An 11,632-nucleotide genomic window follows, 5' to 3' on the forward strand; every position below is an offset into this window, starting at 1 on the left:
CGAATTCGCAGTTGCTAGATCATAGCCATCCCCGTCTCGTAGCCTGCACACCGGCCTGGAATCGGGTACTCGCACCGAGTCTTTCCAGCAGCCGGGCGGTCCGTCGGACCACTGTGCGCCGCGACATCCCGAGCCTGCGCGCGATGGTGTCGTCGGTCGCGCCGAGACCCATCAGGGTCAGGATCGCCCTGTCACGTTCGTCGAGTTCGTCGGCGGTCGGATTCACCGAGATGGGCGCGGCCAGCGACCACAGCACATCGAAGGTCTTGACGATCAATCGCAGCGCGGGCGAGCCGGTGATGCGCAATCCCATCGGATCGGGACGGCGTTCGTCGGCGTGCAGCACCAGACTCGCGCGATCGTCGTCGCAGATGATCACCTTGAGCGGCGGCTCCGGCAGGGTCCTGGCGTGCGCACCGACGGCATTGGTGGCCAGCGCGTGCCGCAGCCGTTCCGGATCCTGGTAGATCGCGTCCTGGTAGAGGGTCTGGTAGCGAATGCCCGCACCGAGGCGAGCGCGCTTGAGCAGGAACAACTGCTGTTCACGATCGGGATCGCTCAGATACGGCGGGCGTTCGATGACCTTGACGCAGCCGCGCGCCGCGTGCTGGATCTCCTCGAAATCGGCCAGCATCTCCAGGCGTTCGTACACCGGCACCACCGCGCCGTTGCCACGCGGCGACCGGCGCACCGAGCGGAAGGTCTCGCTCAGTCGCGCCGCGGAGGCATGCATCTGGCTGATCGCGTGCTGACGCCGTTTCGCCTCGGATTCCGACAGCGATTCGGGCGCGTGCGCATCCCAGATCGGTTCGCCGTCGCCGTCGTCGAGACGGACCGCGGCCTGCAATGCGCACAGGACCTCGAGGGAGGCGGCGGCGGACTCGGGGGAAACGCTCAGGTAGCGCGCGATATCGGCAAGTCCGGATCGCGGATGGTGGACCAGCGCGGCATAGGCTCTGCCGTGCGGTGATCCAGGCTCGAAGATATCGCCAAGCTCGGTCACGGGCCGAGCCTAACGACCCGCAGGGCGTCACGGGTCCGCATGAGCGGACAGATTCGCCGGGTAGTCATCGAACCGCTTCGCGTCGGTGCATGGTGCCCCTGCCCGTTCGGGTGTGAGGTGTGGAACCGCAAGCCCGGCAGCGATACTCAGTGCTGCGACGGGCCCCAGTGCATCGGAACGCCCTTGTCTGCGAGGTAGGGCATCGGGTCGATCTTGCTGCCACCCTGATCCCAGATCTCCAGGTGCAGATGCGGTCCGGTCGACTGGCCCCGGTTGCCGACGGTGGCGATGACATCACCCGCGCGCACTTTCTGACCCGCCTGCACGAGCATGTCGTTCACGTGACCGTAAACCGCTGTGGTGCCGTCTTCTTGGAGTACGCGCACCCACAGGCCGAAGCCCGAGGCCGGTCCCGCTTCGATAACCGTGCCGTTGCTCACCGAATGAATCGGGGCGCCCAGGTAATCGGCGAAGTCGAGGCCGTAGTGCATTTCACCCCAACGGCTTCCGAATCCGGAGCTGATGGCGCCGCCGACCGGACGCACCGCGGCGGGCGCGGGGGCGACCTGCTGCTGCACACCCTTGAGGATGTCCTCGACCTGCGACAGCGGACCGGCGATCTCCGGGGGGAGATTGCCGATGCCGAACGGCGCGGCGATCGGCGCGGCGACGGGAATCGCGGCGGCCGGAGTCGTGGCGGCGGCGGTCTCGACAGTCTCGGCCGGGGCGTCGAACTTCGCCTGGGTGGTCGAGATATCGCTGCCCTTGAAGGTGATCGGCTCGATGGCCTGGGCCGCGTCCTCGGCGTCGTGATCCGAGAGCGGGGCCGCGATGGCGGGAGCGACCTGCGACAGGGTGCCGATGATGGCACCCGCCGCGACGGCGGCGCTCGCGGCCATCTTCACTCGCTCGGCGGAGCTCGACTCGACGCGATGTCGTGTCGGCCGACCCGAAACGCAGCCTTCGCCGATGAGGCTCATGACGGTGATGGAACTGGGGCCTACCCGGTGCTGCGACAAAGCTTCGTCCTAGCTTCCGACTACATTGAAGAACGAAGCCCGACAGGATTACCCCGTTCGGGGAACCCGAAACTATGTAACGTTTCGGCCTCCGTTGTGATGGGAACTCTACCCCGTCGTGACCATTTCGCAACCTTCGATGGCAATCTTTTTGTTTCGGGCCAGGTCACATGCTTTTTTCCAAGGTTACGGACAGGCATGGGCCAGACTCGAACCGTGATCATCGACGAACTGCGCGTCCCGATCGTTCTCGCCCCGATGGCGGGCGGACCGTCCACTCCCGAGCTCACCGTCGCCGTGACCGAAGCGGGCGGCTTCGGCATCCTGGCGGCGGGTTACCTGAGCGCGACCGAGGTCGCCGCGCGAATAGCGGCCACCCGCGCCGCGACCGACGCCGCGTTCGGGGTCAACCTGTTCGTCCCCGGCCCGGCGACCCCGCCCGCGCGGTTCGCCGATTATCTGGCCGAGATCGGCGCCGACCACGAACTCGGCGCGCCCCGATACGACACCGACGACTGGGAAGCCGAACTCGACCTGCTCACCGAATCCCCGGTCGCGGTGGTCACCTGCACCTTCGGCTGCCCAACGGGAGCCGAGGTCGCGCGGCTGCACGCGGTCGGCTCCGAGGTCTGGGTCACGGTGACCTCGGTCGCCGAGGCGCTGATCGCCGTCGACGCGGGAGCCGACGTCCTCATCGCGCAGGGCGCGGAGGCGGGCGGACACCGGGCCACCTTCACCGACCGGGTGACCGACGACGCTGTCGATCCGCTCGGCCTGCTCGCGCTGCTGCAACTGCTCGACGCCGCGGTGGACCTGCCGATCGTGGCCACCGGCGGCATCACCACCGGCGCCGGTATCGCCGCCGCGCTCGCGGCGGGCGCGGCCGCGGTCCAATTGGGCACGGTCTTCCTGCGTTGCCCGGAAGCCGGAACCAATCCGGTGCACCGCGACGCGGTCGGCACCTCCGAGCCCACCATGCTCACCCGCGCGTTCACCGGCCGCAGGGCGCGCGGGGTGCGCAACCGATTCATGGTCGAACATTCGGCGAACGCACCCGTCGCCTATCCCGAAATCCATTACGCCACCGCGCCGTTGCGGGCGCGGGCGCGCGCGGCGGGCAACCGCGCCGATGTCAACCTGTGGGCGGGTCAGACGCAGGCGCTGACGCCGGAGCTACCCGCGGGCGATCTGGTGCGCACGCTGGCCGCCGACACGAAAACCGCACTCGATAAAGCACTTTCACGCCGAATCCAGTCTTGTTGACAACCACTTTCGATTAGACTTCGGGGACATCGCACCGCCCATCCACCCCATCCCCAGGAGGAGAGCGCCATGTCCCTCGATGTTCCCGCAGCAATACTCGAACGCGCAGAAGCCGGTGAGGTCGACGACGCCGACTTCGCCGAAGTCGTACGAACCTCACTGCCGTACGCATGGGAAGTGGTCAGTCGGGTCGCCGCCGAACTGGAGTCGGGGTCGGAGGAATACGCCGACAATCTGGTCGCGCCGCCGGACGAGGTGGCCCGCGGCCAACTGTTGCGCGCCATGGCCTCCGACGCGATTCGCGGCGGCCTGGAACGGCATTTCAAGGTCAAGCTGGCCTTCCAGAACTGCCACCGGGTGGCGGCCTTCCCGCTGTCCGCGGTCGGCGGGGAGACCTACAGCCGTTTCATCGGCACCAGGGCCCAACTGTTGAACCAGAGCCCGGAACTACGCAACTGCTGATTCCTCTCCTCCGAGAGGGCGGCTCGGCAGCAATACCGAGTGGCCGCAGCACGACGGGCGCGGAATCCGGTGTGGTTCCGGATTCCGCGCCCGTCGCGGCGGTGTTCTCGATTCAGTGTTCTCGACTCAGCGGCCTCGACTCAGCGGCCTCAGCTCAGTGACCTCCACTCAGCGACCCAAGCTGACTGGCCGCGACTCAGCGACCTCAGCTCAGCGTCGTGACTGTCAGATCGCCTTCGGCGAACTGGGCGCGCAGCCGTTTCTTGTCGAATTTGCCGACACTGGTCTTGGGCACCTCCGCGATGAAGGTCCAGCGTTCCGGCAGCTGCCATTTGGCGAATTTCCCGGACAGGAAGTCACGCAGTTCGGTGGCTTGCCCCTCCCCCGGCTCCGCGCCTTCCTTGAGCACGATCGCGACCAACGGACGCTCGTCCCATTTCTCGTCCGGCACACCGATCACCGCCGCCTCGGCGACCGAGGGATGCCCCATCACGGCGTTCTCCAGATCCACCGAGGAAATCCACTCACCACCGGACTTGATGACGTCCTTGGAGCGGTCGACCAGTGTCAGGTAGCCGTTCGGGGTGATCTTGCCGACGTCGCCGGTGCGCAGCCAGCCGTCGTCGAACTTGTCCGGATCGATCGTCGCGCCCTCCGGCGAGTAGTAGGAGCCGGTGATCCACGGACCGCGAACCTCCAACTCACCCAGCGACTCTCCGTCGTTGGGCACCACCTTGCCCTCGTCGTCGACCAGGCGCGCCTGCACCGTCGCCGGGAATCGGCCCTGGGTGAAGCGGTACTCCCATTCCTCCTCGCCGGTCACCCCCGACGGCGGGTGCGCGACGCTGCCGAGCGGCGAGGTCTCGGTCATGCCCCAGGCGTGCAGGATGCGCACACCGTGACGCTGTTCGAAGGCCTGCATCATCGCGGGCGGCACCGCCGAACCACCGACCACGACGGTGCGAAGATGGCTGATGTCCTGCGGTTCGGCTTCCAGGCCCGCCAGCACGCCGCCCCAGATGGTCGGCACCGCCGCCGCGAAGGTCGGCTTCTCCGATTTCATCAGTTCCAGCAGCGGGCCGGGTTGCAGGAAACGGTCGGGCATCAGCACATTCGCACCCGACATCAACGCGGCGTAGGGCAGGCCCCAGGCGTTCGCGTGGAACAGCGGGACGATGGCGAGCACGTTGTCCGCCTCGGTGAAACCCATGCTGTTGGGCGAGATCACCTGCATGGCGTGCAGCCAGTTGGAACGGTGCGAGTACACCACGCCCTTGGGGTCGCCGGTGGTGCCCGAGGTGTAACACATGGCCGCCGCCGACCGTTCGTCGATCACCGGGTAGTCGTAGGTATCGGACTGCGCGGCAAGGAGTTCGGTGTAGGAGTGCACCTGCACGCCTTCGGGCGCCTCCAGCGCGGCGGCGTCGCCGTTGGCCACGATGACGTGGCGCACCGTCTTCAGATTCGGCAGGTACTGGGCGAACATCGGCAGCAGCGTGCCGTCCACGATGACCACCTGGTCCTCGGCATGGTTGGCCACGTAGACCAACTGCTCGGGGAACAACCGGATATTGAGGGCGTGCAGCACCGCGCCCATGGCGGGCGCCGCGATGTAGGCGACCATGTGCTCGTTGTTGTTCCACATGAAGGTCGCGACCCGGTCACCGACGCCGATGCCGAGCCCGCGCAGCGCGTTCGCCAGCCGCGCCGCCTCCGCGCCGAGTTCGCGGTAGGTCATGGTGCGCACGCCGGTTCCGGTCCATGTGGACACCGTGCTGTCGCCCTGGAACGTGGACGCGTATTTCAACAGCGTCGCCAGCGATAACGGCTCGTCCTGCATGGTGCTCAACATGGGAACTCCTTTATCCTCGGTGGCCGACATGAGCCACATCACACCGGAGAATGCTACCCACAAGTAGCAATCGCCCAGCGGCCTAAGCGGAATTGTCCCATTGATGAAGCTTCAACCAGCCGTGGTCGCGAGAACCCGGCCCGAACTTCACGACGCGTGCGCCGGATAGGCGTGGACCACCGCGGTATCCAGTCGCGGGACGACGTGGACGAGAGTGTGCTCGGCCTCGTGCGCCAATCTGTGGGCGTCGGCAAGGGTGATGGTGGAGGCGATATCCAATTCCACATCGGCGTGCAACCGGTGCCCGATCCAGCGCATACGCAGGCTGCGCACACCGAGAACACCCGAAGAACCGGCCAGCGCGCGCTCGGCCGACGAGACCAGCGCCGGTTCGACCCCGTCCATCAGCCGCCGGAAGACATCACGCGCCGCGATCCGCAGAACCGCGAGGATCGCGACGGTGATGAGCAGGCCGACCAGCGGATCGGCGAGCGGGAAGCCGAGCGCGACCCCACCCGCGCCGAACAGCACCGCGAGCGAGGTGAACCCGTCGGTCCTGGCGTGCAGTCCGTCGGCGACCAGGGCCGCCGACCCGATCCGCCGCCCCACCCGGATCCGATACAGCGCGACCGTCTCGTTCCCGAGGAATCCGATCACCCCGGCCGCCGCCACCGCGCCGAGATGCTGGATCGGCACCGGATCGATCAGCCGACGCACCGCCTCGTACCCCGCGATCAGCGCCGACAGCGCGATCATGCCGACCACGAAGAGTCCGGCCAGATCCTCGGCCCGGCCGAATCCGTAGGTATAGCGCCGGGTCGCCGCGCGCCGCCCCAGCACGAAGGCGATCCACAGCGGTACGGCGGTCAGCGCGTCGGAGAAGTTGTGGATCGTATCCGCCGCCAGCGCCACCGAACCCGACATCACCACGACGACGACCTGGAGGATCGCGGTGAATCCGAGCACGGCGAGGCTGATCTTCACCGCTTTGATCCCGATCGACCCCGCCTCCAGCGCGTCATCGACCTTGTCGGCGGGGTCGTGGGAGTGCGGAACGAAAATCTCACGCAGAACGCCTCGAACGCCGTGCGGATGATCGTTGTGCGACTCTCCCTCCGGGCGCGAATCGTCACTTCCGGCCAGCCGATTTCCCCAGTTCATTCCGAAACCTCTCGATTCCGCCCCGGCAGCACCCGGAGCTCGGCCGCGCGATGGTGTGACGGCACCCCCGGTCCCGCGTGCTCGGCGTTGTGCACCGCGTCGACCACGAGCCGCAGGATGTGCTCGTTCTCCAGGCTGTAGTAGATGGTCGTGCCCGCCCGGCGCGGTCGGACGAGCCGGGCCATGCGCAGTTTCGCGAGGTGCTGCGATACCGACGGCGCGGGTTTGCCCACCTGCTCCGCGAGCTCGTTGACCGAGAGTTCGCGATCGACCAGAGCCCACAGGATCCGCACCCTGGTCGGGTCGGCCAGCATCCGGAAAACCTCGACGACCAGTCCCACCTGGTCTTCTGCCAGCGGAGGCCGCGATACTCCACTATCTGCATTCATACGCAGATAATAGATCGATACCGTCGGCCTGCCCAGTCCTCGCTTCCGGCAGAAAACAATCAGTTAATAGCCACTAACTGGGGTCGCCCTACCGTCCGCGCAGGACAACCGGTAGAACAAGGGAATGCCAGTTGATCGGATGCTGCCGACAGAGGAGTCCCGGGATCTCATCGAGCTGACCCGCGATATCGCCGACAAAGTGCTCGAACCGCGGGTCGTCGACAGTGAGAAGACCGGAACCTTTCCCGAGGGCGTCTTCCCCGCGCTCGGCGCGGCCGGACTGCTGAGCCTGCCGTACCCGGAGGAGTTCGGCGGCGGCGCGCAGCCCTACGAGGTCTACCTCCAGGTGCTGGAGGAATTGGCGAGCCGCTGGGCCGCGGTCGCGGTAGCGGTGAGTGTGCACAGCCTGTCGTGTCATCCGCTCTACGCCTTCGGCACCGAGGAGCAGCAGGGCCGCTGGCTCGGCGAGATGCTCTCGGGCGAAACCATCGGCGCCTACAGCCTTTCCGAGCCGCACGCCGGATCCGACGCCGCCGCGCTGCGCTGCCGCGCCACCAAGGTCGACGGCGGATACCGCATCACCGGCTCGAAGGCGTGGATCACCAACGGCGGCCGCGCCGATTTCTACACCCTGTTCGCGCGCACCGGCGAGGGTTCCAAGGGCATCTCCTGCTTCCTCGTCCCCAAGGACACCGAGGGCCTGAGCTTCGGCAAGCCCGAGGAGAAGATGGGCCTGCGCGGTATCCCGACCACCACCGCCGCCTACGACGACGCGTTCATCCCCGCCGAACGCCTGGTCGGCGCCGAAGGCCAGGGCCTCACCATCGCCTTCAGCGCCCTCGATTCCGGCAGGCTCGGCATCGCCGCGGTCGCGACCGGTCTGGCCCAGCGCGCCCTCGACGACGCCGTCGCCTACGCCAAGGAGCGGGAGGCGTTCGGCCGCAACATCATCGACCACCAGGGCCTGGGCTTCCTGCTGGCCGATATGGCCGCCGCCGTGGATTCCGCGCGCGCCACCTACCTCGACGCCGCGCGCAGGCGCGACGCCGGACTGCCCTACTCACGTCAGGCCAGCGTCGCCAAGCTGATAGCCACCGACGCGGCGATGAAGGTCACCACCGACGCCGTGCAGGTCTTCGGCGGATACGGCTACACCCAGGACTTCCCGGTCGAGCGCTATATGCGCGAGGCCAAGGTCATGCAGATCTTCGAGGGCACCAACCAGATCCAGCGCCTCGTCATCGCCAGGGGCCTCGCCGCGAGCTGAGTTCACGCCCGACCCGATGTCCTGAGCCCCAAGTCCTGAGCCCCATGTCCTGATCGATGGCATTTCCGGCCTTTCGAGTGGGGCGCGCGGATAACCCGCGCGCCCACACTGAGTGGGAATCGCCGAGCGTTTGCTCGGATCACCACACGAGAGGTCGGACCATGGCAGGTAATCCGCTGGGTGTCTCACTGGAACAGGCAGCCCGGGAATTCGTCGACGCGACCTCCGAACCGCCGTTCCTCTACCAGCTTCCGCCGGAGGAGGGGCGCAAGGCGGTCGACAGCGTCCAGGACACCCCGATCGCCAAACCGGAGATCGACGAGGAGTGGATCACCGTCGCGGGCGGGCCCACCGGGTCGGTCCCGGTGCGCATCGTCAAACCGAAGGACGCCGAGGGCGTGCTGCCTGTCATCGTCTACACCCACGGCGCCGGTTGGGTTTTCGGCGACGCGCACACCCACGACCGGCTGGTGCGCGACCTCGCGGTCGGCGCGCACGCCGCCGTCGTCTTCCCGGAATACGACCGCTCCCCCGACGTCCGGTATCCGGTCGCCAACGAACAGTCCTACCGGGTCGCGCAGTGGGTGAGCACCGACGGCGCGTCGAAGGGACTCGATCCGTCGCGTATCGCCGTGGCCGGGGATTCGGTCGGCGGCAATATGGCCATCGCCCTGACGCTGATGGCCAAGGAACGCGGCGACGTCGACTTCGTGCAGCAGGTCCTGTTCTACCCGGTGACCGACGCGAATTTCGACACCCCGTCCTACCACGCGTTCGCCGAGGGCTACTTCCTGACCAGGGAGGGCATGAAGTGGTTCTGGGACCAATACACCACCGACGAGGACGACCGCGCCCAGATCACCGCGTCACCGCTGCGCGCGAGCACCGAGCAGTTGGCCGGACTGCCGCCCGCCCTGGTGATCAACGCCGAGGTCGACGTGCTGCGCGACGAAGGCGAGGCCTTCGCCGCCAAACTCAGGGCAGCGGGCGTGCCGGTCACCCAGGTCCGCTACGCCGCGATCATCCACGATTTCGTCATGGTCAACTCGATGCACGACACCCACGCCGCCCGCGCGGCGGTCGCGCAGGCCGTCGACGTGCTGAAGGCCGCGCTGCACCCCTGACCGGCAGATGGCCGAAAATGTCGATTTGATGTCCGCCGTTCTCTCGGCAACCCGGGGACGGCGATTTAGGCTCGAAATATGACAGAGCCGTCCATCATCATCATCGGCGCCGGATTCGCCGGACTCGGAATGGCACTCGAGCTCCGGCGAGCCGGTCTGCACAACTTCACCATCCTGGAGAAGGCAGCCGATCTCGGTGGAGTCTGGCGCGAGAACACCTATCCCGGCGCCGCCTGCGACGTGCCGTCACCGCTCTACTCGTGGTCCTACGAGCCGAAATCCGATTGGCCGCGGCGGTTCTCCGAGCAGGCCGATATCCACGCCTATATGCGGACGGTCGCCGAAAAGCACGACCTGCCGAGTTTCGTCCGCTTCGGCACCGAGGTCACCGACGCCGAATTCGACGAGAAGACCGGCCGCTGGCACATCACCACCGGCGACGGCGCCACCCTCACCGCCGATATCCTCATTCCCGCCGTCGGCCAGCTCTCACGCCCCGCCCTGCCGAATCTGCCCGGTATCGACACCTTCCGCGGCGCGGCCTTCCATTCCGCCGAATGGAACCACGACGTCGACCTCACCGGTAAGCGAGTGGCCTGCATCGGCACCGGAGCCAGTGCGATCCAATACATCCCGCGCATTCAGCCGCAGGTCGAACACCTCACCCTGTTCCAGCGGTCCGCGGCCTGGATCCTGCCGAAATTCGACACCGAATACAGTGCCGCGCACAAGAAGTTGTTCAAATACGTGCCGCCCGCCCGGCTGGCCGAACGTCTCGCGATCTGGTCGTTGTTCGAATTCCTCGCCCTGGCCCTGACCGATATCCCCGCGCTGAAGAACCCCGTCATCGCCCTCGCCGACCGGCACCGCGCCAAACAGGTCACCGACCCCGAACTCCGCGCCAAACTCACCCCCGACTACGCCGCGGGCTGCAAACGCGGACTGTTCTCCAACGAATACTTCCCCGCCCTCGCCCAGCCGAACGTCACCGTCGAGACCACCGCGATCGAGGCCGTGACCCCCACCGGCATCCGCACCGCCGACGGCGTGGAACACCCCGTCGACGTGATCGTCTACGGCACCGGATTCAAAGGCACCGAATTCCTCGCGCCGATGAACATCTACGGAACCGGCGGACGCAAACTCACCGACGTCTGGGGCGACGAAGGCGCGCGCGCCTATCTCGGCGTGACCGTGCCGAACTTCCCGAACCTGTTCATGATGTACGGACCGAACACCAATGTCGGCTCCGGCTCCATCATCTACATGCTCGAATCCCAGGCCCGCTACATCCGCCAAGCAGTCCAGTACCTGTCCGGCCGCACCGGCCATTTCCTCGCCCCCCGCGCCGACGCCGAACAGCAATGGGACGACTGGCTGCAACGTCGCCTCAAGGACACCCCCTGGAATTTCTGTTCCAGCTGGTACCGCAACGCCTCCGGCCGCATCACCAACAACTGGCCCGGGGCGACCGTGCTCTACCGCTGGAAGACGAAAACCTTCGATCCGGCGAATTACGTGGAGGCGAAAGGCGAACGCGCGCTGCGCTGATTCGCCGCTCAGCCGGGTCTCAGCAATCCGCCGGTAAACTCGGGGATATTCGCATCCGCCGACGGAAGGCAGGCCGATGACCTGGCTGTACCTCCTCCTCGTCGTCGCGGTCGTCACCACGCTTTTCATCGTGGTCTCCCGCCGATCCCAGCAGCGCACCGCGACCGAACTCGCCGACGCACTGGCCGACGCCCGCCAGGTCAACGAACGCCTCGGCGGCCAGATCTACAACCTCACCGGCACCGACGACGCCTCCAGGCAAGCCCTCGTCGACGCCTCCGAACGCCACCTCGCCGCAGGCTCCCAACTCGACCAGTCCAGCACCCCCACCCAAGCCCGCCTCGCCAGGCAAACCGCGATCGAGGGCCTCTACTACATCCGCGCCGCCCGCACCGCCATGGGCATGGACCCCGGCCCCACCGTCCCCGAACTCGAAGGCCGCTCCGCCGCGGGCACCGTCAGCGAAGACCGCGTCATCGACTACGACGGCCGCCGAATAGCCGCCTCCCCCAAACCTTCCCGCTCCACCCCCAACTACTAC

General features: G+C 67.1%; 10 protein-coding genes and 1 pseudogene. 6 read left to right on the forward strand and 5 right to left on the reverse strand.

Annotated features, from left to right (window positions below):
* Positions 1–19 precede the first annotated feature (19 nt).
* Positions 20–1,003 (reverse strand): helix-turn-helix domain-containing protein, encoded by a 984-nt coding sequence (locus JZ792_RS19775; protein WP_216912073.1) that lies wholly within the window; start codon positions 1,001–1,003, stop codon positions 20–22.
* Between the two features lie 146 nt (positions 1,004–1,149).
* Positions 1,150–1,902: a M23 family metallopeptidase gene (locus tag JZ792_RS19780; RefSeq protein WP_232839757.1), complete on the reverse strand. Its 753-nt coding sequence runs from the start codon at positions 1,900–1,902 to the stop codon at positions 1,150–1,152.
* Between the two features lie 219 nt (positions 1,903–2,121).
* Between JZ792_RS19780 and JZ792_RS19785 the strand changes: the two genes are divergently transcribed.
* Complete coding sequence (locus JZ792_RS19785; protein ID WP_216912075.1) at positions 2,122–3,285, forward strand: NAD(P)H-dependent flavin oxidoreductase; 1,164 nt, start codon at positions 2,122–2,124, stop codon at positions 3,283–3,285.
* 69 nt (positions 3,286–3,354) lie between these two features.
* Positions 3,355–3,747: an SCO5389 family protein gene (locus tag JZ792_RS19790; protein ID WP_216912077.1), complete on the forward strand. Its 393-nt coding sequence runs from the start codon at positions 3,355–3,357 to the stop codon at positions 3,745–3,747.
* A 205-nt stretch (positions 3,748–3,952) separates the two neighbouring features.
* Here JZ792_RS19790 and JZ792_RS19795 read toward each other — a convergent pair whose 3' ends face one another.
* The 3 genes from JZ792_RS19795 to JZ792_RS19805 all read right to left on the reverse strand — a co-directional run bounded on the left by JZ792_RS19795 (position 3,953) and on the right by JZ792_RS19805 (position 7,149).
* Positions 3,953–5,599 (reverse strand): long-chain fatty acid--CoA ligase, encoded by a 1,647-nt coding sequence (locus JZ792_RS19795; RefSeq protein ID WP_216912079.1) that lies wholly within the window; start codon positions 5,597–5,599, stop codon positions 3,953–3,955.
* A gap of 147 nt (positions 5,600–5,746) precedes the next feature.
* On the reverse strand, positions 5,747–6,760 hold the full coding sequence (locus JZ792_RS19800) for a cation diffusion facilitator family transporter (protein ID WP_216912081.1): 1,014 nt from the start codon (positions 6,758–6,760) through the stop codon (positions 5,747–5,749).
* Positions 6,757–7,149, reverse strand: a complete 393-nt coding sequence (locus JZ792_RS19805) for an ArsR/SmtB family transcription factor (RefSeq protein ID WP_216912083.1) — start codon at positions 7,147–7,149, stop codon at positions 6,757–6,759. The genes JZ792_RS19800 and JZ792_RS19805 overlap by 4 nt, the downstream gene beginning before the upstream one ends.
* A 124-nt stretch (positions 7,150–7,273) precedes the next feature.
* Here JZ792_RS19805 and JZ792_RS19810 point away from each other — a divergent pair, with 124 nt between their 5' ends.
* The 4 genes and pseudogenes from JZ792_RS19810 to JZ792_RS19825 form a co-directional block, all read left to right on the forward strand.
* Entirely contained in the window at positions 7,274–8,416 is a 1,143-nt protein-coding gene (locus tag JZ792_RS19810) for an acyl-CoA dehydrogenase family protein (RefSeq protein ID WP_216912085.1), read from the forward strand.
* 161 nt (positions 8,417–8,577) lie between these two features.
* Positions 8,578–9,540 (forward strand): alpha/beta hydrolase, encoded by a 963-nt coding sequence (locus JZ792_RS19815; protein ID WP_216912087.1) that lies wholly within the window; start codon positions 8,578–8,580, stop codon positions 9,538–9,540.
* A 78-nt stretch (positions 9,541–9,618) separates the two neighbouring features.
* The gene (locus JZ792_RS19820) at positions 9,619–11,091 is read left to right on the forward strand and encodes a flavin-containing monooxygenase (protein WP_216912089.1); all 1,473 of its coding nucleotides are present in this window, start codon (positions 9,619–9,621) and stop codon (positions 11,089–11,091) included.
* A gap of 76 nt (positions 11,092–11,167) precedes the next feature.
* Positions 11,168–11,632, forward strand: a pseudogene (locus JZ792_RS19825) (DUF1542 domain-containing protein); the annotation flags it as partial.

Origin of the sequence: Nocardia noduli (assembly GCF_019038455.1) — a bacterium.
Lineage (GTDB): Bacteria > Actinomycetota > Actinomycetes > Mycobacteriales > Mycobacteriaceae > Nocardia > Nocardia noduli.

What these genes read in the sequence shown, in the direction of transcription:
- JZ792_RS19815 (WP_216912087.1), top strand. Translation starts at nt 8,578, where the DNA reads ATGGCAGGTAATCCGCTGGGTGTCTCACTGGAACAGGCAGCCCGGGAA.
- JZ792_RS19785 (WP_216912075.1), top strand. Translation starts at nt 2,122, where the DNA reads ATGGGAACTCTACCCCGTCGTGACCATTTCGCAACCTTCGATGGCAAT.
- JZ792_RS19795 (WP_216912079.1), bottom strand. Translation starts at nt 5,599, where the DNA reads ATGTTGAGCACCATGCAGGACGAGCCGTTATCGCTGGCGACGCTGTTG.
- JZ792_RS19820 (WP_216912089.1), top strand. Translation starts at nt 9,619, where the DNA reads ATGACAGAGCCGTCCATCATCATCATCGGCGCCGGATTCGCCGGACTC.
- JZ792_RS19790 (WP_216912077.1), top strand. Translation starts at nt 3,355, where the DNA reads ATGTCCCTCGATGTTCCCGCAGCAATACTCGAACGCGCAGAAGCCGGT.
- JZ792_RS19810 (WP_216912085.1), top strand. Translation starts at nt 7,274, where the DNA reads ATGCCAGTTGATCGGATGCTGCCGACAGAGGAGTCCCGGGATCTCATC.
- JZ792_RS19800 (WP_216912081.1), bottom strand. Translation starts at nt 6,760, where the DNA reads ATGAACTGGGGAAATCGGCTGGCCGGAAGTGACGATTCGCGCCCGGAG.
- JZ792_RS19780 (WP_232839757.1), bottom strand. Translation starts at nt 1,902, where the DNA reads ATGGCCGCGAGCGCCGCCGTCGCGGCGGGTGCCATCATCGGCACCCTG.
- JZ792_RS19805 (WP_216912083.1), bottom strand. Translation starts at nt 7,149, where the DNA reads ATGAATGCAGATAGTGGAGTATCGCGGCCTCCGCTGGCAGAAGACCAG.